The sequence below is a fragment of the Faecalimicrobium dakarense genome, assembly GCF_000499525.1.
Lineage (GTDB): Bacteria > Bacillota > Clostridia > Peptostreptococcales > Peptostreptococcaceae > Faecalimicrobium > Faecalimicrobium dakarense.
The window spans coordinates 39,001-65,813 of sequence record NZ_HG529227.1 but is presented as its reverse complement, the minus strand read 5'-3'; the positions used below and the strand labels follow the sequence as shown (position 1 = coordinate 65,813).

Annotated in this window: 24 protein-coding genes; 4 read left to right on the top strand and 20 right to left on the bottom strand. The window is 27.6% G+C overall.

All coding sequences use genetic code 11. The features are described 5' to 3' along the window. Positions 1-16: 16 nt before the first annotated feature. A complete protein-coding gene (locus BN899_RS00470) occupies positions 17-1,183 on the top strand; it encodes a DHHW family protein (RefSeq protein WP_042271356.1) in 1,167 nt (388 codons plus the stop codon). A 105-nt stretch (positions 1,184-1,288) separates the two neighbouring features. After that, positions 1,289-1,825 carry a hypothetical protein gene (locus tag BN899_RS00465; protein ID WP_042271354.1) on the top strand — a complete coding sequence of 179 codons (537 nt, stop codon included), beginning with the start codon at positions 1,289-1,291 and terminating at the stop codon, positions 1,823-1,825. 37 nt (positions 1,826-1,862) lie between these two features. Here the strand turns inward: BN899_RS00465 and BN899_RS00460 are convergent, their stop codons facing one another. From BN899_RS00460 to BN899_RS00450, 3 genes are all read right to left on the bottom strand, one after another. Beyond that, entirely contained in the window at positions 1,863-2,654 is a 792-nt protein-coding gene (locus tag BN899_RS00460; protein ID WP_042271352.1) for an HAD family hydrolase, read from the bottom strand. A 311-nt stretch (positions 2,655-2,965) separates the two neighbouring features. Further along, entirely contained in the window at positions 2,966-3,487 is a 522-nt protein-coding gene (locus BN899_RS00455; RefSeq protein WP_042271349.1) for an amidase domain-containing protein, read from the bottom strand. Between the two features lie 20 nt (positions 3,488-3,507). Beyond that, positions 3,508-4,197 carry a DUF3298 and DUF4163 domain-containing protein gene (locus tag BN899_RS00450; RefSeq protein WP_042271346.1) on the bottom strand — a complete coding sequence of 230 codons (690 nt, stop codon included), beginning with the start codon at positions 4,195-4,197 and terminating at the stop codon, positions 3,508-3,510. Positions 4,198-4,408: 211 nt separating this feature from the next. Here BN899_RS00450 and BN899_RS00445 point away from each other — a divergent pair, with 211 nt between their 5' ends. Then, the gene (locus tag BN899_RS00445; RefSeq protein ID WP_042271343.1) at positions 4,409-5,404 is read left to right on the top strand and encodes an LCP family protein; all 996 of its coding nucleotides are present in this window, start codon (positions 4,409-4,411) and stop codon (positions 5,402-5,404) included. A 62-nt stretch (positions 5,405-5,466) separates the two neighbouring features. Here the strand turns inward: BN899_RS00445 and BN899_RS00440 are convergent, their stop codons facing one another. The 17 genes from BN899_RS00440 to BN899_RS00360 form a co-directional block, all read right to left on the bottom strand. Then, positions 5,467-7,554: a family 10 glycosylhydrolase gene (locus BN899_RS00440; RefSeq protein WP_042271341.1), complete on the bottom strand. Its 2,088-nt coding sequence runs from the start codon at positions 7,552-7,554 to the stop codon at positions 5,467-5,469. 132 nt (positions 7,555-7,686) lie between these two features. Next, positions 7,687-8,445 (bottom strand): C40 family peptidase, encoded by a 759-nt coding sequence (locus tag BN899_RS00435; RefSeq protein WP_042271339.1) that lies wholly within the window; start codon positions 8,443-8,445, stop codon positions 7,687-7,689. A gap of 156 nt (positions 8,446-8,601) precedes the next feature. Next, positions 8,602-9,651 (bottom strand): acyltransferase family protein, encoded by a 1,050-nt coding sequence (locus BN899_RS00430; protein ID WP_042271337.1) that lies wholly within the window; start codon positions 9,649-9,651, stop codon positions 8,602-8,604. 93 nt (positions 9,652-9,744) lie between these two features. Beyond that, positions 9,745-11,040, bottom strand: a complete 1,296-nt coding sequence (locus tag BN899_RS00425; protein WP_042271334.1) for a UDP-glucose dehydrogenase family protein — start codon at positions 11,038-11,040, stop codon at positions 9,745-9,747. Positions 11,041-11,078: 38 nt separating this feature from the next. Then, positions 11,079-11,831: a glycosyltransferase family 2 protein gene (locus BN899_RS00420; RefSeq protein ID WP_042271331.1), complete on the bottom strand. Its 753-nt coding sequence runs from the start codon at positions 11,829-11,831 to the stop codon at positions 11,079-11,081. 52 nt (positions 11,832-11,883) lie between these two features. After that, positions 11,884-12,786, bottom strand: coding sequence for a glycosyltransferase family 2 protein (locus tag BN899_RS00415; RefSeq protein WP_042271328.1), 903 nt, complete (start codon positions 12,784-12,786; stop codon positions 11,884-11,886). 21 nt (positions 12,787-12,807) lie between these two features. Beyond that, positions 12,808-13,557 (bottom strand): glycosyltransferase family 2 protein, encoded by a 750-nt coding sequence (locus BN899_RS00410; protein WP_042271325.1) that lies wholly within the window; start codon positions 13,555-13,557, stop codon positions 12,808-12,810. Between the two features lie 22 nt (positions 13,558-13,579). After that, positions 13,580-14,785, bottom strand: a complete 1,206-nt coding sequence (locus BN899_RS00405) for a CDP-glycerol glycerophosphotransferase family protein (protein WP_042271322.1) — start codon at positions 14,783-14,785, stop codon at positions 13,580-13,582. A 15-nt stretch (positions 14,786-14,800) separates the two neighbouring features. Continuing rightward, the gene (locus BN899_RS00400; protein WP_042271319.1) at positions 14,801-15,640 is read right to left on the bottom strand and encodes a glycosyltransferase family 2 protein; all 840 of its coding nucleotides are present in this window, start codon (positions 15,638-15,640) and stop codon (positions 14,801-14,803) included. After that, on the bottom strand, positions 15,640-16,794 hold the full coding sequence (locus BN899_RS00395; RefSeq protein WP_042271316.1) for a hypothetical protein: 1,155 nt from the start codon (positions 16,792-16,794) through the stop codon (positions 15,640-15,642). Before BN899_RS00395 ends, BN899_RS00400 begins: the two co-directional genes overlap by 1 nt. A 1-nt stretch (position 16,795) precedes the next feature. Continuing rightward, on the bottom strand, positions 16,796-17,530 hold the full coding sequence (locus BN899_RS00390) for a glycosyltransferase family 32 protein (protein ID WP_042271313.1): 735 nt from the start codon (positions 17,528-17,530) through the stop codon (positions 16,796-16,798). 12 nt (positions 17,531-17,542) lie between these two features. Next, a complete protein-coding gene (locus BN899_RS00385; protein WP_042271311.1) occupies positions 17,543-18,616 on the bottom strand; it encodes a mannose-1-phosphate guanylyltransferase in 1,074 nt (357 codons plus the stop codon). 21 nt (positions 18,617-18,637) lie between these two features. Next, the gene (locus tag BN899_RS00380) at positions 18,638-20,341 is read right to left on the bottom strand and encodes a phospho-sugar mutase (protein ID WP_042271308.1); all 1,704 of its coding nucleotides are present in this window, start codon (positions 20,339-20,341) and stop codon (positions 18,638-18,640) included. A 21-nt stretch (positions 20,342-20,362) separates the two neighbouring features. After that, positions 20,363-21,913, bottom strand: a complete 1,551-nt coding sequence (gene murJ / locus BN899_RS00375; RefSeq protein WP_042271305.1) for a murein biosynthesis integral membrane protein MurJ — start codon at positions 21,911-21,913, stop codon at positions 20,363-20,365. Positions 21,914-21,977: 64 nt separating this feature from the next. Continuing rightward, on the bottom strand, positions 21,978-23,039 hold the full coding sequence (locus BN899_RS00370; RefSeq protein WP_042271303.1) for a cell wall-binding repeat-containing protein: 1,062 nt from the start codon (positions 23,037-23,039) through the stop codon (positions 21,978-21,980). Positions 23,040-23,136: 97 nt separating this feature from the next. Then, entirely contained in the window at positions 23,137-23,799 is a 663-nt protein-coding gene (locus tag BN899_RS00365) for a sugar transferase (RefSeq protein WP_042271300.1), read from the bottom strand. Positions 23,800-23,954: 155 nt separating this feature from the next. Then, complete coding sequence (locus tag BN899_RS00360; protein WP_042271297.1) at positions 23,955-25,943, bottom strand: cell wall-binding repeat-containing protein; 1,989 nt, start codon at positions 25,941-25,943, stop codon at positions 23,955-23,957. Between the two features lie 183 nt (positions 25,944-26,126). On the opposite strand from BN899_RS00360, the gene BN899_RS00355 reads away from it, so the two are divergent. Next, positions 26,127-26,732, top strand: a complete 606-nt coding sequence (locus BN899_RS00355; RefSeq protein WP_042271294.1) for a superoxide dismutase — start codon at positions 26,127-26,129, stop codon at positions 26,730-26,732. Positions 26,733-26,813: the final 81 nt, after the last annotated feature.

Genomic DNA, 26,813 nt, shown 5'->3' with positions numbered 1-26,813 from the left:
GAAAGGATAATAACTTATGAACAAAAAATTAGCTTTTAACAAATCATTATCAAAAAGTTTTAAATCTAACCTTCTAAAATATATTACTATTATATTTTTCTTTGGGTTTATTTTTATAGTTCCTATTGTTACTCTATCTACCCCTGATAAAAAAATAAATGAAATTGAAAATAAGATACTTACACAATTTCCTGAGTTTAATCTTAGTAGTATTAAAAGTAAAAGATTTATGAAAAATTTTGATAATTATACTTCAGATCAATTTCCATTTAGGACTGATTTTATTAAATTAAAGAATATATACAATTATACTATTGGAAATCGTGAATTTCGAGATATTTATATGAGTAAAGATGGTCGTCTTATGGAAAAATTTATCTTCAATAAAGATATTATAGATAAAAATATTTCCCAGGCAACAATGCTGTCTAATTATCTTTATGATAATTATAATATTAACTCTAAATTAATAGTAATACCTACATCAATAGCTTTTTATGAAGATTTACTTCCTTCTTGGTCGTATAATGATAGTCAAGAGACTTCACTTAATTATATTGAGGGAAATATAAACTCATCAAAACTTAGTTTTTATAATCCTTACAGTATACTAAGTAAAAATAAAGATAAATATATATACTTTAATACTGATCATCACTGGACGCAACTTGGAGCTAAAATAGTCTATGATGATTTATATAACTATAATTTAGATGGTTATATTTATAGTAATTATGATAAAGTTTCTGATAATTTTTATGGGACTTATTATTCAAAAGCTATACTTCCTAATATAAAAGGTGATGCTATCTTTGCTTATAAAAATTATAATAACTTTAAAATGAGTATCGATTTTAGTAAAACTTTTAATACCCTTTATAATGAAGATAAATTAAATGGTAAAAATAAGTATCAATATTTCCTTCATGGTGACCCTGGATTTGCAGTCATTGAAGGAAATCCAAGTAAACATAATGAGATACTAATTTTTAAAGACTCTTATGCCCATAGCTTTATACCCTTTTTAACAAATGATTATAATAAAATTCATGTTGTAGATCCTAGATACTATACTTTAGATATTGATGATTATTTAAATAATAATAAAAATATTAAAGAAGTACTTTTTATTAATAACCTACAAACTTTTAATTCAGATGAACTGTATAAAAAAGTAAAATAATACAAAGACTATATAGTGCTAATGAAATTTTTATAAATTAAATAGAAATAAGTACTATGAATTAATAGTTAATCTTATTTCTTCTATATAATTAAAGGAGAAGAAATGAAAAAGTTTAGTAAAATTATTTTATGCTTATGTATTCTTATATTTTTTACAACAGGATGTTCAAAGTCTAATGAAAAATTAGAAAAAGTTAATATAAATGATATTAAAAATAATGAAAAAATGACTTCTGATATGATATATAATGTAAGTTATATAATTAAAAATCCAACTCATGATAAGTATACATTTAAATTCAGCCTAGAATCTGATAAAGGTAATCTAGATTTAGGAGAACTATATAGTCCTGAACAAACATCTAAAAGAAAAGAAGATATTCTTATAACATTGAGTGTTTCTAAAAATGAAAATGATGGTTATAAAGTAACCAGAGGAGCATCAATAGTTAAAGATAATAAAATAATTGATGCAGGGATAACTAAGAGTGATTTTAATGAAATTAAAGATAAAGAAATTAGTTTTGAAGATATAAAGGTAGAAAATAAAGAAATAACTAATAATAAAGTTCCTATTGTTAATATAAAATCTAAGGATAATAAAGATATCGGAAAAATAAGTTTAAAAATCGAAAAATAATAAAAAACCTACTTTAGTATTAAAGTAGGTCTTTTATTTATAATGTTAATTCAAATACTTCTCTTATTTTATCGATTACTCCATCTTCAGTATTTCTCTTAGCTCTAAATCTTGCTACTTTCTTTAAGTCATCATGAGCATTCTCCATAGCATAACTATGATATGCACTTTCCATCATTTCTAAGTCATTTAGATAATCTCCAAATACCATTGTTTCTTCATGTGCTATATTTAACATTTCTTGAAGTTTACTTATGGCTACTCCTTTATTTACTCCTTTTGCCATTACATCTAACCAAATAGCACCAGATATACTTACTTGTAGTTTATCTTTATAATCTTTGTAATAATTATGGCTATTAGTTTCAGATCCTAAGAAGTCACATATTGCTATTTTTAGTATATCATCTTCTACTTTAGTTAAGTCATCTACGATTTTATATTCTTCATAATATTTTTCTGTTTCTTCTATAAATTTTTCATCAGTATTTTCTATATATGCCGATTTTTTACCACATAATATAACGTATGCACCTTCTATTTTTCTTCCTATCCCTATAAGTTCTTTTGCTACTTCTTTGTCTAATGCATTTAGTAACAACTCTTCTCCCTTATACATTACGAAAGTTCCATTCTCAGCGATAAACATCATATCATCAGCTATATCTTCAAATCTTTTTAATAGATTATAATATTGCCTTCCACTTGCAGCTGCAAATATTACATCTTTCTTTTTTAATTCTTCAAACACTTTATAAAAATCTTTGCTTATTTCATTTTTATCATTTAATAAAGTTCCATCCATATCTGTGGCTATTAATTTTATCATGATTTTCACTCCTGATTTTTGTTAGTTTAAATTTTACTCATCCTTATTATATACCATTTTAATTATTTTAGCTAAAATTGAAAAATTCGCTTCACTCATGTCGCCAACGACCTATAAATCAGGTCCGTTGCTCAAATTTAGATGTTGGGATTATAACTTATCCAAAAAACAGATAATTTATAATCCCTTAATATATAAAAAGACTATTAATTAAATGTTTAATTAATAGTCTTTAAAAGTTAATCTTGAGCAACGGAATAATCTAAGCGAAGATAAGCGTCATATCGTTGGCGAAACGAGCATAGTCAGTTCTACCAGTTGTAATAGCCTAATATTTTTATATATCTTCTTTCTCCTTCTTTTAAACTTAATGGATAATTAAGTAAATCATACGTGTGTTGACTTATAAGATAATCAATTAGGTACTCTCCTTCTAAAATTATATCTGTAACTATCATAGTATGATATGCTCTTCCTTCATATACAAGCTGAACTATATCTCCTAATTCAAGTTCATTATAATTTGCTAGCCTTGCATATATTCCAAAGTTTTGAGTGTTTTCATTATTATTTCCTATTATATATTTGTAAAATGGTTCTGCTGCTGTCCATGTTGGTGTTCTTGAGTATTCACTATACCAGTACCATTTTTTAAGCACATCACTTCCATCATTATCAAATGGTATGTTTCCAGCCTTTACGGCCTGAGATATAAAATTTGTACAGTCACCTCCATAGTTTTCATAGTTTGCATATGCTGGATTATGGGATAATGCCCATCTTTGAGCATATTCTACTGCTTTTTCTCTATCATACCTTTGTAATTCTTTCATATATATCCTCCCCTCTTAAATTAATCTTTTTTGTATATATTATTTATTGTATATTCACTTAAATAATCTTTATATTCATCAAATAGTATTTTAAATTCTGTAAAACAAGAACATCTTTCGCTCATTTCATAACTAGAAAATGAGATTGTAATCCCATCTTCTTCAATGTAAAATATTTGATTATTATCGATACCTAAAAAATCGTCATAGTTATAGATTGATTCACCATCACTTTCATAGCTATAAACAATTTCATTATCATATATACTCTCACAACTTTCATCTATATTTTCAATAATTTCTAATATCTTGTTATTAATTAAATCGATATAATTAACATCTGTTTTAAATATATCTCTTAATTTAATTTCTTTTTCTAAGCTTATATCATAGTTATAAGAATTTACATAAGTTATATCGTATAATCCTATTAATTGTGAGAATTCTATAGGTATACTGATAATATTATTGTGGTTAAAAGCTACTCTATATTCAGTAATTGCATGAAATACATGGTCGCTAATTTTAAATATGGAATTATCTACTTCATAACGCATTATGTCTTTAAAGGCTTTTATATCTTCATATATTGATTGATTTATATGTTTGATAATATCATTTGTTTCTTCATGTTTTATAACTGGATAGTTTATGTTGTATCTAACCAATTTACCTTCGTCTTCTATCACATATTTACTTATGGCTAGCATAAGCATCCTCCTATTCATATTTATAATTAATGTCATTTTAGGTACATCACAAAATTTAAATTTGTGTATATTATTTAATATGAATGGTGCAAAGTTTTTGTTATATATTCATTGTATTTTTTTTTGTAATATATATTCTATTGAATATATTTGTATATTTTAATATAATAAAGTGTATATCTTTGAAAAAAACAAGAAAGAAGGGATTAATTTGTCGAAAAAAAGCAATAAAGGATTAAAAAGGCTAGTTATACTTTTAATAGTTCTAGTATTAGCCTTTCCTGCTGCGGCTTTTGGATATGTTTATTTTAAATTAAATTCTATACATGATTCTAGTGCTGATCAATCTATATTAGATAATCTAAACTTTAAAAATGAGAAGGGCATAACTAACATATTATTAGCTGGAACAGATGGTAGACCTGGAGAGAAAAACTCAAGATCTGATGCTATGATGATACTTACTGTAGACAATAAAAATCAAAGTCTTAAGCTTACATCATTAGCACGTGATTCTTATGTTGATATACCAGGACATGGGAAACAAAAGCTTACTCATGCTTACGTGTATGGAGGAATAAACTTATTAACTGAAACTATAGAAAACAACTTTAACATCGATATACAAAACTACGCTGTAGTTGACTTTTTCTCTTTCATGGATATAGTCGATGCATTAGGCGGAGTTAGCGTTGAAGTTAAACAAGATGAATTAAAAGAGTTAAACAAATTTATACCTGAAACATATGCTTGGAATGAAAGTTCTAATAAAGGTCCTATAGAGTATGTAGATAGCGCTGGAAAGCAAACTTTAAATGGATATCAAACTTTAGCATTCTCTCGTATTAGAAAAAATGATACTGCAATGGAAAGAGATAGAAGACAAAGAGAAGTTATCGAAGGTTTAATAAGTGGAGTTAATAATTTACCTATTACTAAGTACCCTAACTTAGTTGATACAATACTTCCATATGTTAAAACTAATATGAAACCAACTCAAATACTTGCTCTTGGTGGAAGAGTTTTAAGTATAGAAGACCTTAGCCTAAAACAAATGGAATTCCCTATAGATGATGATATTCACAGTAAAGGTGGAATATTAGGCCATGCTGGATGGGTTTTACAATTTGAACCAGACACACTAGATATACTTCATGACTTTATATTTAATAACATAATGCCTGAAGACAATCCAAAATTAAAATAAATATTAAAAGGTATGAAATAGAATTTAACTTCTAATTTCATACCTTTTTTAATTATAGTAATCTATTTTAATAAATTTAAAATACTACTAAATGTATTTTGATTAATGCCTCCACCAACTTGATATACTAAGTTAGTAGATTTTGGTTCTAAAGCTGTATTTTGAGCTGAGTTAATGCTATTTCCTCCTAATACTATTGGAGATTTAAGTTTAGCCGCTAATGGTCCAGCTGCTAATGCATCAACTAATGGATCACCTTTTGTTACAAGTACTGAGTCATAGTTACTATTTGTATAAAACTTTTGTATTACTTTAGCATTAGTTTCATATCTATTTTGCCCATAAACTCTATTGTTTCCTATATTGTTAGTAGTTATAGAGTTTACTTTATTTATAACAGAATTTTCTAAAACTGTTTCTCCTCCTATAAAATAAGCATCTTGTAAATTCTTACTTTTTAGCCATTCATAAGTGTCGTTATTTAGACTATCTTTATTTGATAATATTATTGGTTGTTTATCTTCACCAGCTTTAGAAGCGATTGATAACGCATCAGCTTCTCCAGTTCCTCCAGCTATATATACTTTGTTTATATCTTGAGTTTCACTAATTTTCTTAGCTACATTAAGTGATGTCTCATATCTATTTAATCCACCTACTCTAGATACATTAGCACCTGGAAGTGTATTTTTAGCTTCATTTACTATATTATCATTAACTACAGTATTTCCACCTATTACTATTATATTCTTAGGCTTTAATCTAAGTAATTCAGCTTTAGTAGATTCATGTACTTTATTCTTATCTACTAATAATATTGGTGCATCTTTAGTAGTTGCAAGTGGTGTTGCAGTTACCCCGTCAACTACAGAATATGCACTTGTAAGAACTACCGTGTCTGAACCATCATTCCATCCCTCTTTACTTATTTTAACTGCTGTATCAAATCTTCTTTCACCTTCAAGTTTTTTAACTGGAACAGAAGGTATAGGATTATTTATGTATAAGTCTTTCATGTCATTTTGAAGAGTAGCATTCTTTATAATATCTCTTGCTGAGAAATACATACTACCTTTTACTTCTTTATATTGTCTATTTAAATTTATTTGATCTTTTATCTCTGCTGCTATATTTTGGTTAGAGTTACTTTCTTCACCTTGCTTATATACACCTTGACCTATGTATAAATCAACATTTGTTCCTTTTACCTCATTAGCCCACCAAGGAATTAACTTTGAATAATCAGCAGCCTTTGTTCCTATTGGCCAATATACTTGAGGTGTAATATAATCAACTAAACCTTGTTTTATCCAAGTTCTTGTATCTGCATAATCATATGAATAACTTTCAGCTCCATTAGTATCTGAACCAGTTGAATCATTTCCTTTATTTCTCCATATACCTCTTGGGCTTACTCCAAATTCTACATTTGGTTTTATACTTTTAATAGATGACTTAACTTCTCTTAATAAAGTATTTACATTTTCTCTTCTCCAGTCACCTCTATCTATACCATTTCCATATTTGTTGTATGCATCATCATCATTGATTCCACCTGTATAGAAATAGTCATCAAAATGTACTCCGTCTACATTGTATTTTCTAACTACTTCAGATACAGTGTCCACTACATGCTTTCTAACTTCAGGTAATCCTGGATTGTATATTAATGATTTTCCATTATTTAATACCCAACTTGGATTTAATCTTGCTGGATGGTTTGAAGCTAGGGAATTTATGTCTGTCCCTGATGTTGTTATTCTATATGGATTAAACCATGCATGGAACTCCATACCTCTTTTATGAGCTTCATCTATTAAAAATGGTAATGGATCATACCCTGGATTTTTGCCTTGAGTTCCAGTTAAGTATTCTGACCATGGATTTATATCTGATTGGTATAGCGCATCTGCCTTAGGTCTTACTTGAACTACTACTGCATTTATTCCTGTACTTTTTAACTTATCTAATAAGTCTGTATACTCTTTCTTTTGCTGAGCTTGGTTATTCTTAGTCTTAGGCCAGTCCATATTATAAACTGAAGATATCCAAGCTGCTCTCATCTCTTCATTACTCGCTGCAAATACATCTAAACTAAGTGTTGTAAATATCATAGCTAGCGATAACATTAATACTTTTAGTTTCCTCATTACTTCCCCCTATCAAATTTCTTATATTTTCTACAAAGCTCTACATTATAGAGTATACATAAACAAAATATTCTCGTCAAATGATAGGGAAAATATAAAAAAGCAGTAGATAAAAATCTACTGCTTTATATACTATAATATACGTTTTGCACTTACATATGTTCTTGAATAATATCCTGAGTTAATCTTATCGATTTTAACATTTTCACCTGGTCTTGGAGAGTGTATCATCTTAGAATCTCCTATGTAAAGTCCAACGTGATTTATACCATTTCCTGAAGATGAGAAGAATAGTAAGTCACCAGCTTTTAATTGATTTTTACTAACTGATTTTCCTACCCTAGCTTGTTCTCTTGACGATCTTGGTAAATTTACATTAGCTCCATTTTTATATGCATATGAAGTAAGTCCTGAACAATCAAATGCACTTGGTCCACCAGCTCCCCATTTATACGGTTTGCCTAATTGTTTCTTTGCCACATCTATAATCTTATCTGCTTTAGATGAATTTGTGTTGGTATTGCTAGTTGTATTAGAGTTTTGAATACTTATGTATGAACTACTAGCCCATCCTACTACTCCATTTGATAGCTTTACCTTATGCCATCCATTACTTCCTTTTTCTAATATGTCTACTGTTTCATTAGTGTATGCTTTCCCTACAACAGAATATTTAGTACTTGCTCCACTTCTAATATTTAAATAGTCGCATGGCTTTATTTTACCAACTTGAGTGTTAGATCTTGTGTATGATTGTGATATCGCATTTTCATTAGGAAGTGCATAAGATGTTTCTACATTTTGTCCTATATAAATAAAACTAGAAAGCATTGTTATCGTAATTACCTTAGGTAATACATTTTTCGTGAATTGCCTCGTTTTTACTCCCATAATTCCCCCCTTAAAAATCTAGATAATATAATTTTAGTATATTTTTACAATTTTTACAATATTTTAATCATATTATATAATTTTAAGACTAAATTCAAATAAAATTATCTTATATGAATTTTCTGAATATGTTACTTTTTTGTAATTTATTTCTAATTATATAGTAGCACACTTTCTTTTATTATGCTTATTTTTATTTATCTTTTTTATATTTATGGAAAATATCTTGTCCATAAACTTATTGAATAAATAACCCAGTAAAATAGAGCCTATTAAACATACTACTAAGTACACATATGGATTTGTTATTCTGTTTGAAAATGCATCTAAAAAAATTCTATGCATTAAATATATCTCATAAGATATACTACCTAAAAATATAGTTATTTCATTACCTATGCTAAATTTCATACATATGCAAACACATAATACTACGAAAAATATAGCAGCTAGATTTGTTGTTACTATGCCTAAATTAAATATAGCGTCTTCATGATATATACTAAATAATACCGATAATACTAATAATACTGTTAAATATCTTTTCTTTATAAAATTAATTATGATTTCACTATACCTACCATACAATAAACCCATTAAGAAGCAGTATACGCTATTATACCACCATTCACCATTTCCTAGTTTATGGTTTACATAACAGTATCCCGTTATTACTAAAAACATTCCTACCATAGATTTATTACCTTTAAGGTATTTAAAACTAAAATAAAATCCAATGTAAAAAGTAATTATAGCTAATATGTACCATTTAAATCCATCAATTAGTTTTATCCCTAATATAAAGTACACTGTATCCTTTGGTGAATAAACAGCTTTATTAAAAAAAGAATAAACTATTACAAATAATATATTAGCAAATATAAATGGTAGGACTACTTTAGGAATCCTCTTCGTCCAAAAGTTCTTTAAGTAATTTGCTTTACTTTCAAAGCTTTTCATCATTCCATATCCAGAATAGAAGAAAAATAAAGCTACTGCTAAGTAACCTACATATCTAAATGGCTCTAAAAATTTTACATAACTTAATCTTTGGGATATATGATGCAAAACTACAGATATTGCAGCTATACCCTTTATAGAATTGCACATATGTTTCGATAATGCATCTGTGTTATATTCATGTGTATCATATATTTTTGCTTTATACGAAATAATCATAAATATTATAATATATAATAGTGTCAAATTTATACCTCCTTAACCTTCGATGCAAAAAAATAAATAAAACTTAACTAATAAATTTAATTTTTATTAGCTAAGCTTTATTTTAAATCATTATTATCTACCTATAGAATAATATTCTATGCCTAAATTTTTCATATCATCTAGTCTATAACAGTTTCTTCCATCAAATAATAATGCTCTTTTCATTTTATTTTTGTATTTAGATAAATCATAATTTACGATATCTTTCCACTCGGTCATTATAAAGCAAATTTCAGCACCTTCTATTGCTTCGTCTATGCTTTCTGTATAAGATATAGTATCTTTAAATATCTTTTTAGTATTTTCTATGCCTATAGGATCGTATGCTACTACATTAGCTCCTCTTTCTATTAAATACTTAATATTTGGTATAGAAGGCGCTTCTCTTAAGTCATCAGTTTCTGGCTTAAAAGTAAGTCCTAATACTGCTACTTTTAATCCATTAAAGCTATCTATTAATTTAGATGCTTGTCTTACTAATTTAAGCTTTTGAGCTTCATTTACTTCTATTGCAGCTTTTACAGTTTTAAGTTCATATCCATTGTAGTTTGATAACCAATGAAGTGCCTTTGTATCTTTAGGGAAACATGAGCCTCCATATCCAATACCTGCCTTTAAAAACTTATCTCCTATTCTATCATCATAGCTCATTCCTTTAGCTACATCTTCGATATTTGCTCCTACTATTTCACAAAGATTTGCTATATCATTCATAAAAGATATTTTAAGGGCTAAGAAATCATTTGATGCATATTTTATCATTTCTGCACTATTTCTATTAGTAACTACTATTGGTTGGTTAAATGGTGAATATACTTTTTCTAATATATCTTTTGCCCATTCACTTTCAACACCTACTACTATTCTAGATGCATGTAAAGTATCTTTTACAGCTGTTCCTTGCGATAAAAACTCAGGATTTGATGCAAGTTCAACCTTTACATCATTGACTAAATTTTTTCTTATATATTTTTCAATTTCATCATTGGTTCCAATAGGTACAGTTGATTTAATTACTACTAAAGTATCTTTAGTTATAGTTTGTGCTACTTGTTTAGCTACTGCCTTTATGTAATCTAGATTAGCTGAACCATCACTTCTTTCAGGAGTTCCAACTGCTATCATTATAACATCAGCATCTTTATAAGCACTTTTATAATCTGTGGTATAATCTATCCTATCAAGCTCATAATTTTTAATCATAAGCTCTTCTAAACCGTCTTCATATATAGGCGATATCCCAGATTTCATACGTTCGATTTTTCTTTCATCTATATCAACACATACTACATTGGGATTTCCTACTTCAGCCAAGCATACCCCAGTTACTAGACCTACATATCCCGTTCCAGCTATAGCAATTTTCATGCCTATCTCCTCCAAAACTCATATTCATTCGTTTTAAACTACATTCTTTTCTTTATTGCATTAAATACATAAAAACAAAATACATATGAACTTTTTAACATTCCTAAGTTTTCTACATTTCTATATGTGTTCCAAGTTCTTTTTAATGCTTTTATTTTATTACTAGATAAAGAGTCTCCTACTAGTCTATAATTAACTAAATCTTGTTCTATTCCGTAGGCATACTTTTCTTTCCTAAGTAATTTTAGCCACGTTGCAGTATCTTGTCCTCTTCTAACTAAAGGCATATCAAAATCTCCAACAATTTCTCTGTCTACAACTACTGTAGAACATCCTATTATAGTATTTTTAAGTAAACCCTCATAGTTTATCTTATATGGAGCCTTAGCTATTTTGTTAGTTCTTACTCCGTCTTCTTTCATATATCTATATGATGTAAATGTAAATCCTCTGTTTTCTTTTAACATATAATTTACTTGAACTTCTAGTTTATTTGGTTCCCATAAATCATCACTATCAACGAAAGCTATAAATCTACCTTTTGCACTTTTTATACCTGTATTTCTACTTACAGATGCACCGGAGTTTTTTTCAAGCTTAATATATTTTATTCTATCATCATTTTTTTGAAATTCTTTTATAATATTAGCAGAATTATCTTTAGAACAGTCATCTACTAATAAAAGCTCCCAATTTTTATATGATTGATTTTTTATTGATTCTATTGTGTCCGATAAAAATTTTTCTGCATTATATACAGGAGTAATTATCGATACTAAATGTTCATTCATAATTTGTACTCTCCCTTGTATAGCATTTATGATACTACTATACTGATTAAGTTTATTTAGCTATTAGTTTCTTTGATTTAGCAAATTTTAAGTATCCTAATGGGAATAACATTATATACATACATTTATCAAATAATTTATTTATCTCTTTAAAGTAGCTACTTTCTGATAACAATGAATATCTAGCTAAATTTATATAGTTTTTTAACCACATATATGGATACTTACTTATTTGGTAAGTATTTTGGTTTATTAAATATAAAAATTCTAAAGCTCTTCCTTTTAAAGAATTTTTACTCATAATATTTTGAGTTAATCCATCATCTAAATAATCTCTTATTATCATTGTTTTATTTATACATTTTACCGTATAGTCTTTTGATATTTCATGCCATACTACACTCTCAGGCAAAAACTTTACCTCTTTTCTTTCTGGAAAAGGATACTTTTTTATTACATCAGTTAAAAGTACTAAACTTTTATCACCCTTTACATTATATTTAAAATATAAGTCTGCAAAATGGCAAATTTTATGTTCTTCAGGCATCTTAGTTCCTACGATTTCACCATTTGTATGTTCACAAAGTCCTACGACTCCACTTAAATTAGATTTATCCTCTATACTGTCCCATTCGTCAATTATAACTTGTAGCGAATCATTTACAAGCCCATCATCACTATCTACAATAAAAAATAATTCTCCACTTGCATTTTTAACTCCAGTATTTATAGCAGTGTGCTTACCACCATTTTCTTTTTTTATATAATTTATATTTAATATATTTTCAGATTTAAATTTATTTATTAATTCTTCACTATTATCAGTACTTCCATCATCAACTATTAACCATTCAAAGTCTTTAAATGTCTGATTTTTTAAGTCGTTATATAAATTAGTTAATATATAACCTCTATTGTATGTTGGAGTAAATATAGTAAATCTATATTTATACATTTATTAGGTCGTCCTTTCCTACTAGCTTTTTTTGATTCCATTAATGCCATAGTTTATAAAGTAATATATAGATTTATGAAGTGGTATTTTTTCAACATTTCTGTATATATTCCAAGTCCACATAGCTGATTTTACCTTGTTTCCACTAAGAGAAGTACTAGACTTTCTATATAAAGCTAAAACTTCATTTAGACCATGGGCAATATGACCACTCTTTAATATAGCTAACCATAATACATAATCTTCATGTCTTACACCACTCATTTTAACTTCAAAGTTTAACTTTGACTTGTCTATTATTACCGTAAGGCATCCTAATATATTTCCTTTTAGTAAAGTGTTATAATCAACGCTTTTAGGAACATTTATTACTTTATCTAATCTGTCATTATTTTCATCTATAAGCTCATATGCAGTAAAAGTTATTGCATAGTCGTTTTTATTCATAAAGCTTATTTGCTTTTTAATTTTATCTTCATCCCATATATCATCACTGTCTAAAAAGGCTAAAAATTGTCCCTCTGCATTTTTTAGCGCTATATTACGAGCATGTGAAACACCTTGATTAGTCTTAGTTCTTATATACTTTATTCTACTATCCTTTTGTACATAAGATTTTGCTATACTTGGACTATTATCAGTTGAACAGTCATCAACTATTAACATTTCCCAATTTTCATATGTTTGATTTAGTACTGATTCTATGGTTTTTTCGATAAATTTTTCAGAATTATACATGGGAGTAATTATAGATACTAAATTCTTCTTCATATTATCGTCCTCATCATTTATATTATTTGTTAATTTTATTTACTATCGAGCTGTATATTCTATCACAGTTCTTATTATCATTATATCTGAAAAACTTATTTCTTTCATTTTTTTGACTTTCTAAAATTTCAAAATCATTATCAATAATTTCTATAAGCTTATCTACAGCCTCATCCTTAGTATAAGCTAGAGAACCAAACATTTCATTATCTAAATCTATATATGAATCTATTTTTTCTTTATATTCATCTATATCAAATTGATAAAAAAGTATTGGTCTATTCATATATAGAAAATCTATAGCTACGCTTGAGTAATCTGTTATGTTTGCAGATGATTTTCTTATTTCATCAGCTAAAGTTACACCTTTATCTAAAAATATAATTCTTTTTCCAGTTATATTCTCTCTTATATCATCTATAAATTCATGCATAAGGTGATGTAGGTAAAACTTTATGTTAACATCTTTTTCTTCTAAAATTTTATTTAACTTTTCATCATTTAAAAAGTTCATTATATTTATAAAGTAATCACTTTTTGTAAAGTTTTCACCATCAAATTTTATCCAGTCTCTCCAAGTTGGAGTATATAATATATCTCTAGTTTGTGCGACTTTTGAGCAACGTGTTGGCGAAGCATTTTCATTAGTTGGAAGATTATCATATCTAGCATTACCTACTATACATACATTATCTTTATCCATACCCCATTCATTAACCATAACATTTTCTTCAAACTCCGAACTTGCGGTTACTACATTGTAGCTTTTTAAAAGATTATCTATAATATTTTTTAGCCTACCATCCATAGGCTTTCTCTTTTTAAAGCTTATTGTACCATGATTTAAATAAACTTTAACTGTATTTTTGTGGAAGGCATTAAGCACTGGAACAACAAAATTATATGGTGCAATATCTGCTGAAGGCGCATGAGAAAAGACTATAGCTTTTGAATTGTAATAGTATAAATAGTTCTCAACACTTCCTCTTATTAATTTCTTTCCTGGTATTTTATCAAACACCTTACTTTCTTTATTTATAACCCAATATATATCTACATCTTTGTGATTTTTTAACATATATTCATAAAAGAATTTTGAGTTGTCATTGTATATGTCTCCTGCATGTCCACCTATAAGCCAAATATTTTTATCCTTAAACTTACTTTTCTTAAATGGATATAATATAAATGCAACTACCATATTTATTAAAAATTTAATTTTGTCCATAAAGTATTTTCCTCACTATTTCTTATATGCTCTAAATCCATTTAATCTACCTTTTATAGTAGCACTATGATAATCTCTATTTGAGCTTAGTACAAATCCACCTACATTTCTTACTAATTTAGATGTCATTACTTTTAAAAACTTATAGTCTTTTCTATACACTATTTGCTTTTTGCATAATGCACCAAATCCTCTACCGTAGTTGAAGTCTCTTTGGTATTTTTCTTTTGATTTAGAGTGTTTCTTTGCTGGATGATAAATTATATCATCACCAAAATATCTTCCTTTAAATCCCTTACTTATTAAATCTAGTATATAATCTATCTCTTCTCCAGATCCAAACTCTCCTCCTACACCTAATTTTTCATCAAATCTAGTGTATTTAAAGTCATCAAAGTTAATAAAGAAAGTTATTGAAGTTATAGTGTCTAATACATTTAAACTATTTATGTCACAAGTTCCATCATACATTTTCTTAAATGCATCAACTTTATTTGCATCCATAGTTTTGCAACTGTATATTTTATAATCTTTATTTTCATTAAAGAAGTTTATAACCTTTTCTAACGTATTATTTTCGTAAACACAGTCATCATCAGGGAAACCTATAATTTGCCCGCTAGCCTTGTCTATACCTACATTTCTGTTATAACTTAATCCTATTTTTTCACTTTTTATATACTTTATATCTAACTTATCAACGTATTTATCAACGATTTCTTTAACTTTGTTATTATCGTTTTGATCTACTACTATAAGCTCAAAGTTTTTGTAAGTTTGATTTTCTAAGCTGTCCATAAGTAAGTATATATCGTCATATCTATTTAATGTTGGCATTATTAATGATATTAACATTACGACCTCCTACTTTTCCTTTTCCATAATTCTATCTCTCTTTTATCATTTAATATCACTTCTTTTATTAGTAATACTATTGCAAAACTAAATGAAGCTTCTAATAATAAATTTTCTGCAAAAGAATATATTAAAAAGATAAATAAAACTACTAAATGCGCTTTTTTATCTTTTTCTATAAAGCTTTCTATACCTTTATACATTAGGTACATAAATAATACGCAAGCAACTACACCTAACACACTAACTATATATACATAAGAACTATCTAATGGATTAGAAGCTTTTATGGCATAATCATATGAATTTCCAAAAGGTTTCATAAAATTACCTTCTTGAGATAAATACACATTCCAGTACTTAGGTCTACTTGCTAATAATCTATTTACTATGTTACTTTTATGAAATACTGTACCAATAATTACACTTGTTAAGGTAAGTATTATTGGTGATGTCTTTATAAGTATTGGTAGCCCTTTTATTTTTTTTATGTCTATTAATCTTACTATTTCTACAAATATTAATCCTGATAATATAGTTAAAAAACCAGTTCTACTATATGTAGCTTGATAAATAAAAAATGCAGATCCAAATAAAATTATTCTATCCCATTTGTTGTAGTTTTTATATCTTAAAAATATATATGCTGCATATATAGTAACCATATTGTAAAATACTGCATTTGGGTTACCCAGTCCAAAGTCCATTCTTGGAACCAGAACATCTAATTTTTTTATATATCTATAGTGAACTTCTTGATTAAATTCAAATGAAGGGAATAAGTTAAATAATAATATAGCACTAATTAAAAAACATGCAGATATTATTAAATAATTTTTAACTATATATTTATCATTTATTTGTTTAGCTGATACAGCTAATAAAACAATTAATAATATAGCTCCTTCTCTATTTAATATATAAAGTAAGACACAAGCTCCTACTAGCACCATTTCCGTTATACTTTTTTTCTTATCAAATAGAAAAAGTAGCATTAATATTCCTATTGAAGAATAAAATAGCGCTGATTTAATTATCCCTATATTTATATCTGGATCAACAAATGATATCATATATTTTCTTAAGATAATAAAAAATAGTACCGCAGTAAAAGCTATTTTTCTAATATCTATCTTCTTTGATAAATCTGTCATTTTATTTTCTCCCTTTTAAACTTATTAAGGTGTTTTTTACAAATATTTTCGAACATTTTATAGCTTTATTTGATCCTCTTAAATGTTTAGTTTCTAAGAAATAATCTCTTTTTTTAAGCCAACTTTTTCCCCACCAGTGTATTCCATGAGTATTTTCTTTTATACATGAATACTCAAAGTCTTCATTATGATAAAATGGGTAGAAATATTCTTTATCGTATACATATATATCATCAGTATATAAATTTTTATTTATCTTTTCATATTTAGTTTCTAATACTCTAGTTACAATCTTTGGAATTGTAAATATATCCGCATCTAAAATTTCATTTTCATAAAAATCTAACATGTCTTTAAAGAACTTATGACCGGCTACACTACCTATTATACCGCAGCTAACATATACATCATTTTCATAGCCAAAGAAAACTTCATTTTTATCTAATAGATGTGTTATATCCTTTAGTATTTGCATATCAGTATCCATATAAACTCCACCTTCTTCGTAAAGTTTTTTAACTCTTATATAGTCTGATATAAATGCCCAAATTTTCCTTTTGTAGCACTCCTCTAAAAACTTATTTCCCTTTATTTCTTTTTCTATATCAATATTGTGTTCATTCCATTCCACTATTTCATAGTCTGGTAATTTTTCTCTCCATGAATTTATACATATATTTTCTAGGTTCCCTTTTGGACCACCTATCCATACATAGTGTATTTTTTTAGGTATCAAACTAACACCTCCCTAAATATATTCGTGTCTATCTTTTTCTTTTAACCTGTCTACTATCTTTTTAACATCTTGAGCTCTATCTTTTCTACATACCATAACAGCATCATTAGTAGAAACTACTATTAAGTCATTTATTCCAACTGTAGCTATTAATTTATCATCAGAGTATATTATAGAGTTTGATGTATCTATAGTAACAAAATCTCCTCTTTTAATGTTTCCTTCACTGTCAGTAGGATATATTGCACCTAATGAATCCCAAGATCCAACGTCATTCCATCCAAAATCTCCAGGTACAACTACAACATCATTACTTCTTTCCATCACTCCATAATCTATAGATATAGAAGGTATAGTCGGATATATTCTTTTTATAGCATCCGCTTCTTTTTCAGTTCCTAAGTACTTAGATAATTCTTCTAATTTATCATATACTTTTGGTAAGTATCTCTTAAAGTCTTCTAATATTTTAGAAACCTTCCATACAAACATACCACTATTCCATACATATTTATTAGAAGCTACGTAACTTTTAGCTACTTCAAAATTTGGCTTTTCAACAAACTCTATTACTTCATAGGCATCATTTCCTATACAATTTTCCTTATCAAAATTTATATATCCGTATCCAGTTGATGGGAAAGTAGGAGTTATACCTATCGTAACTAATTTATCATTATCTTTAGCCACATCTATAGCCTTTTTAAGCACATTTTCAAATCCTTGTTCATCTTTTATATAATGATCAGCAGGGTATACACACATTACTCCATCTCCATGCTTTTTCATTATATTAAAAGCTGCAAATCCTATAGCTGCTGCAGTGTTTCTTGCAGAAGGTTCTGGTAATATATTTTCAAAGTTACATTTATCATTTACTATATCTTTAAGTGCATCAACTTGCTTTTCATTAGTAACTATAAATAAATCTTCTTTTTTAGCTAGTGAATCTATTCTATTTATAGTTTCATTTATTAATGCATCTTCACCACTTAAGTTAATAAGTTGCTTAGGAACTTCTTGTCTACTTAAAGGCCAAAAGCGAGTTCCGCCTCCGCCAGCCATTATAACGTTATATACCTTCATAATCTTACCTCTTTTCTGTATCTATATAGAATCAACTAAATCTGTAATAGAAGTCATTAATTTAGATAGTTTTAAGTTAACACTGTCTAAATTTTCACTATTAGTTCCAAAATAGAATTTAATCTTTGGCTCTGTTCCTGATGGTCTTACAGCTATCCAAGAACCATCTTCTAATAAGAATTTAAGTACATCAGATTTCGGTAGTTCATCTACACCCTTTTTATAATCTAGTATCTCTTTAATCTTTATATCTGCTATTTTATCCATTTTAGCATTTCTAAAATAACTCATTATTTCTTTTATTTTTTCTATACCGTCTATACCTTTTAACGTTATAGATTTTAAATCTTCCTTATAATATCCAAACTTTTCATAAGTGTCCATTAAACCTTCATAAAGGCTTAATCCTTTTGATTTATAATAAGCTGCCATTTCACATATTAAAAGTGATGAAACAACACCATCTTTATCTCTTGCATGAGTTCCTATTAGGTATCCATAACTTTCTTCATATCCCATTATGAAAGTTTTTTCGTTGCTCATTTGGAATTGATTTATCTTTTCACCTATAAACTTAAATCCTGTTAAAGTATTTAAAGTTTCTACTCCATAGTGTTTTGCTATTTCTGCTCCAAGTTCTGATGTAACTATAGTTTTTACTATTACCGGATTTTTAGGTAATTTATTTTTGTTAACTAAACTTTCAAGTACATATCTAACTAAAAGTGAACCTACTTGATTTCCATTTAATACTATATACTCTCCATTAGAGTTTTTAACAACAACTCCAACTCTATCACAATCTGGGTCAGTTCCTATTATTAAATCTGCATTATCTTCTTTTGCCATTTCTATAGCTATATTAAATACAGATTTTTCTTCTGGATTTGGATAAGTAACCGTTGAAAAATTAGGGTCTGGATTTTCTTGTTCTTTAACAACCTTAACATTTTCAAATCCAGCTTCTTTTAGAGCACGTCTTATAGATTTATTTCCTGTTCCATGGATAGGTGTAAATATAACCTTTAAATCTTTTTGGTATTCATTTATTATGTCTTGGTTTATTATTTGAGACTTAACTGCATCTATAAATGCTTTATCAACTTCTTCATCTAGTGTTATTATCATTTTTTCATTAACTGCTTTATCAAAATCAACAGTCTTTATAGTACTATAATCTTCTATTTTATTAACTTCATCGATTATTTCATTTGCCATATCTATACAAACTTGTCCACCATCACTACCATATACTTTGTATCCATTGTATTCTTTTGGATTGTGACTTGCTGTAATTACAATCCCCATAGCACAGTTTAAGTATCTAACTGCAAAAGATAATTCTGGAGTTGGTCTTAATTCATCAAATATGTATGCCTTAATACCAGAAGCTGCTAAAGTTTTAGCTGCCTCTATACAAAACTCTCTAGACATATTTCTACTATCATAAGCTATTACAACACCTTTATCTTTCCCAGTTTGACCCATAGCTTTTTCTATATAGTTACAAACACCTAAAGTTGCACGTCTAATTGTGTATATATTTATTCTATTAGTTCCTGCACCTATTATCCCTCTTAGTCCACCTGTTCCAAACTCTAAGTTCTTATAAAATCTTTCTTGAATTTCTTTTTCATCATTTTCTATACTTAATAATTCATTCTTTGTATTTTCATCAAAATAAGAAGATTCTACCCACGCCTTATATGCCTTTTTATAATCCATAATCTTATCCTTCCTAAACAATTATCTTTTTAATATTTTATTTTTAGTTTTATTTATAATATCAAATATTAATTTTACTTCTTCAACCTTGAAAATCATAATTAATAATCCATATACACCTGCCCCTACCATAACAGATATTGAAACTGATATTATTTCATTTATTTTTCCAGTTCCTATTACACTATATAGGCTTCTATATGCAAATAATGTTACAACTCCCATTACAATAGCTGCTACTAGACTTTTAATTCCTGTAATTATTATTTTATCTCCTCCAAAGTAACCTGCTTTCTTTTTAAGAGACATAAATAAAAGTATAACTGTAATAATAGAAGCAATACTTGTAGAAATTGCAAGTCCTCTATATCCTAGCGGTTTTATAAGTGCTAGGTTTAAAATAATATTTATTATTAAAGCAAGACTACCATTTATCATAGGTGTTTTAGTATCAGATAAAGAGTAAAATACTCTAGTTAATATATCTCTTACTCCCATAGCTACTAAACCAAGAGAATAAAGTCTCAGTGCAGTATAAGTCATTTGTGTTGAATCTGCATCAAATGCTCCTCTTTGGAATAATATCCTAACTATTGGCTCCGCTAATACGATAGCTCCTACTGTAATAGGTAGTACTAATAATACAATACAATTTGATGACCTTACTATAGTACTTATAAAATCATCCTTATTATCTGAACTAGTCATTTGAGCTAATTTCGGATAAATAACTGTTACTATTGATGTAACAAATAAAGCCATAACAAATTCATTTAATTTATTAGCATAGTTTAAAGCTGATAATGGTCCATTACCTAAAGTTGTAGCTAGTGCTCTATCAACAGTTGTATTTAACTGACCTATTGCTACACCTATAAGTATTGGTAACATAAGTACTATCATACTTTTTATATTTTCATCTTTTATATTTAAATAAGATTTATACCTATAACCTTTCTTAATAGCAAATGGCAATTGAAATAACATCTGACTTGCCATCCCTAAAAGTGCACCTATAGCCATTACAATAGGACTTGTTTTAGTACTTATAGCAATTGCTGCTATTATAAAAATATTATATGGTATACCAATTAAACCTGGTATCGTAAAACTTTCGTTAACTTGTAAGTATGAACTAAGTATTTTACTAATACTTAAGAAGATTACTCCTATTATCATAATCTTAGTAAATTTAACTGCAAGTATAAATTTTTCACCTTCAAATCCACCTGCAAGTACTTTTATAAATTCTTCAGTGAATAAAAGCCCTAATATTGCAATTACTATAGATAATACAGCTGTAATATTTATCATATTATTAGTAAATTTAAGAGCTCCTTCTTCACCATGTTTTTCTTTCGTATCAAAGTATATTGGTACATATATTGTGGCTATTGCCGAACCTACAACTGCAATAATAAGCCCTGGTATATTTAATGTTAATAAAAATACGTCAGAATATTGTCCAGTTCCATAAAAGCTAGCAAGTACAACCTCTCTAAAGAAACCTAGCACTTTAGATAACATTGTTGCAATCATAATCCATAGCGCTGCCTTAGCTGTTTTTGACATGTTATTTTCTCCTTATCTAACAAACTTTTTGAATAGCACAAAAAAGCTTTTTAAAAAAAGCTTTTTAAGATTGATATTTAAATGCTCTTACAACTATTATTACTAATAATACTATTAATATCATAGCTGATATAAAATTTTTACTCATTAATGTATTAAATACACTATATTCACTAACTTCATGCCCAACTTGAATCACGTTCTCTACGTTAGATTTTTCTAAAAACTTCTCTTGAGAATAAGAGAAAGAATCACTTGTAATCAATATAGGAATATTTTGTTTCGCTGATACTACACCTAAAGATATATATTCTGATGCATCAGAACGATTTCCATACTCAACCTTTGCAGTGTATAATTTTTTTATATCGCCTTTATGTGACTCTTTTATTGTATTAATATTAGTGTCAAATTGGTTGATGTCTTTTACAATTTCAACATCAGCTTTAATTTTAGCTATACTATTTTCAACTTCATATACAAATTTTTCTGAGTCACCTACAGCATGAACTTTTTCAATTTTATATTTTCTGATAAAAAATTTAGTATTTGAAATATTCTCTTCATTAAACCATAAAATTGGAATATTTTGTTTAGCTGCTTTATCGTATATAGCTAATACATTTTCAAGACCTGCTCTTGAGTTTATTAAGTATACCTCTGATATATTTTTGATTTTATTAAGTTCTGAAGCAATTTCCATAGCAGTCTCAAATCTATTTTTTCCACTAATTCTTTCTACTTCTATACCCATATCAGTTAATTTTTTTTCAGAAGTTTTAGACACAGCTTTTAAACCACCAATTATAGTGATTTTTTTTACCCCTAAATCTTTTATGTAATCTATTGTTTTTTTGTCTATTTTCTTCCATTCAGTAGTTATTATTGGTGCATCCTTTGCATAAGCAAGAGGTGTTGCACTAATACCATCAACCAAAGAATCTTTATTTATAAGTATTGCTTCATCAGCCTTTTTAAATGCAGATTTATTTAGCTCCATAGATATTTCACGTTTGTTACCTTCTATAAGCTCTTTCTTATAACTACTATCTGCAAAAATATTTAGTGTTGATGATGTAAAAATTAATAAACTTAGCGATACTGCCGATATAGTTTTCTTTATCATCTGTGCTCATATCCTTTTTTTGAATTTTTTAAATTTCACTCAATATAAAAGGGCTCTTTATAAGAGCCCTTTATAATCAATAATCTAATTTTTAAAATTATCTAGCTCCGTCTCCTGTTAATACTACAGCTACTGTTTTAAATAGTATCTTAAAATCTAGAGAAACGCTCCTATTTCTTATATAGTACATATCTTCTATAAGTTTTTCCTCAGGAGTAATCTCATATCCACCATTTACTTGAGCCCATCCAGTAAGCCCAGGCTTCACAGCTAGTCTATTAATAAATCCAGGTATTTCTTCATTAAATTGAGCCGTAAATGACGGTCTTTCAGGTCTTGGTCCGATTACACTCATATCTCCCTTTAGTATGTTAAATAACTGCGGGAGTTCATCGATTCTCGTTTTTCTGATAAACTTTCCGACTTTAGTAATTCTTGGGTCATCTTTTTCCGCCCATTGAGCACCAAATTTTTCTGCATCAGTTCTCATAGATCTTAACTTGTATATATAAAATTTCTTTCCATTTTTACCTAGTCTTTCTTGTTTATAAGTTATTGGTCCATTATCTTCTATTTTTATAAGAATTCCAAATATAAGTATTAAAGGCACTCCAATTATAAGGCCAATTAACGAAAGTACTATATCTAATATTCTTTGATATGCATCAAACATCCAATTTCCTTTAACTTCACTAGAATCAATAGCGTTTTTATATTGCAAGTAATTAAATTCATAACCTTCACCAGTATATCCAGTCATAATTACCTCCATTTTAGCATGTTAAATCATATAACAACATTTTTTGACTTATTTTTATATTATACTCAATTATTATAAGTTTATCAATATAGTAAATGTCATTGTAACAATATAGTAACTGTTATTATAATGATATAACATACTAGAATTTTGCACTAATTTAACGTCTTTTCTATACCTTTACCAATTTGTGTTCCCATTAGTTGTCTTTCGTGAAGTTCATCAACTAATTTTTGATCTTTTGGACTAGTTATAAATGAACATTCAACTAATACTGCATCAGCATTTGTTTCTCTTAATACATGTAGACGATCTCTTCCATCATTAAGAGTACTAGTCTTAAGTCCTCTTTTACTTAAATTAAATTTTTCTAATATACTATTGTATATATTGTTTGCTAAAGTCTTAGTTGGTCCACCATTTTTATCTTTATTTTTGTAAAATACTTCAAGCCCATTTGCATTCGGATCATCAAATGAATTAAAATGTATACTTGTAAATAAATCAGGATTTATACTGTTTGATAAATCAGTTCTTGCTTTTAAAGCTGTAGTTACATCTTTATCTCTAGTCATTACCACATTTACATTATTTTTTCTTAAATAATCAGCTGTAGCTAATGATACATCTAGTGTATAATTTTTTTCTAATATTGATGGATCTATTTTACTTGGTGCTCCTGAGTCTGCTCCTCCATGACCTGGATCTATAACTACAGTTTTTGACCCACTATTATGAAGTGATAATCTATATGCAATATCTCCTACCACATTATCTTTAATTCCTCCACCAACTTGATAAACTAAATCAGCATTTTTATTATTCAAATTATTATCATGATAACTTGGTATGCTATCTGTTTTAGTTATAAGTATTGGAGAACCTAAATTAGCTGCTAAAGGTCCTGCTGTAAGTGCATCAACTAATACATCTCCTTTAGCTACTAAAACTGAATTTAAATTTTCACTTGTATAGAACTTTTCCATTACTTTTGCATTAGTTTCATATCTATCTTTTCCATAAACTCTATTTTTATATACACTTTGACCGCTAGCTAGAGTTGTTATTCCTGCCATTTGGTGTATAACATCTGTAGTTAAATTAGTCTCTCCACCTATAAAATATGCGTCTTTTAAGTTTTCGTTCTTTAACCAGTTATAAGTCATATCTGGTAATTTAGTTTTTTCACTTAATATTATAGGTTGCTTATCTTGACCAGCTTTTGCAGCTATTGTAAGAGCATCTACCTCGCCTTGATATCCATTAGCTATAAATATTTTTTCTACATCATGATAGTCATCTATTTCCTTAGCTATCTTTAATGAAGTTTCATATCTATTTATACCTGCTATACGAAGTACATTTGAAGATGCACTTGTTTTTAATTCATTTTCTATACTCTTAGAAACAACACTTTCTCCACCTATTATTATTATGTCTTTCGGATTTAAACGTGCTAATTCATCTTTTGTACTTTGTGGTATACCATTATTATCAGTAAGAAGTATTGGTGCGTTCATAGTAGTTGCAAGAGGTGTTGCTGTTATTCCATCTGCTATAGCATTTCCATTTACTAAAATTACTTTATCTGCTCCATCTTTCCATCCTTCTTGGCTAATTTTTGTTGCTGTGTGAGCTCTATTATCACCAATAAGTTTTTTTACTGGAGCTGATGTTTTTTCAACATATGAACTTAAATATTTCTTATTAGTTATTATGTACTCTTGAACTATATTATACTCTTGTAAATCTAGTCCTAATTCTTCTAATTTTTGCTTATCTAATATTTGTTCATTTTCCCCATTTATTGTAATATTTTCTATTTGCCATACATTTAAGTATTCTGGATCTTTATTAAATTCTATTATACCTTCATATGAATTTGTTTCAGGATTGAGTTTTAAATTAGCTGAAAGTGGCATATCATAACATAAGAAGTTTATTGTTATTGAATCTGCATTTAGATTTTCTTTGAATTTTATACTTATTTTTGATGTATCTCCTAATACTACAGTTGTTTTTTCTAAATTTATATTAATATTTTCATTATTTTTTAAGTCAGTGCTAGTTGCAAATGATACTGTTGGAGCAACTAGTGATGTGGCTATTAAACCTGTGGCCATCATTTTTATTGTTCTTTTCATAAAATCCCCCCTATTTATAGTCAGTTGTCTTAATTATAACATAATAGAATAGCAAAGGACATATTTTTACAGGAATAAACTGCTATTAATTAGTTACAAAATAAATTTAATTAAAATTAGTTTACCTTGGAAATTTAAGGGGAATATATATACTAATTATATTATAAAAAAGAGGTGCTTAATATGTATGATAAAATAGTATTACCATATGAATTTAATGAATTAGAGCCTTATATAGATGCTCAAACTATAGAAACACACTATAGTAAACATCTTCAAACTTATGTAAATAATTTAAATAATCTTTTAAAGGATTATGAAAACCTTACAGAAGGAAAAACTTTAGAAGACTTATTAAGAAATGTATCTGAATTACCAGAAGAGATTAGACAGGGTGTTATAAATCAAGGTGGTGGAGTTTACAACCACAACTTATACTTCTCTATTTTATCTCCAAACGCTTGCACAATGCCAAAAGGTGATTTACTTGAAAAAATAAATAAAACTTTTGGTAGTGTAGAAAATTTAAAAGATGAATTAAGCAAAAAAGCTATAGCTCAATTTGGTTCAGGATATGCATCTTTAGTTATGGATAATAACAAAGACTTATTTATAAAAGCTACATCAAATCAAGACACTACTCTTAAAGATGGGTTTACTCCTATACTTACAATTGACGTTTGGGAGCATGCTTATTATTTAAAATATAAAAATCTTAGACCTGATTATGTAAAAAATATTTGGAATGTAATAGATTGGAACAAAGTAGACGAATTATACAATAAGTAAAATTATTATAATTCAATTTATAAAAGGGTTGATATAAAGTGTACTATCACTTTATATCAACCCTTTTTTATTTTTCTAACC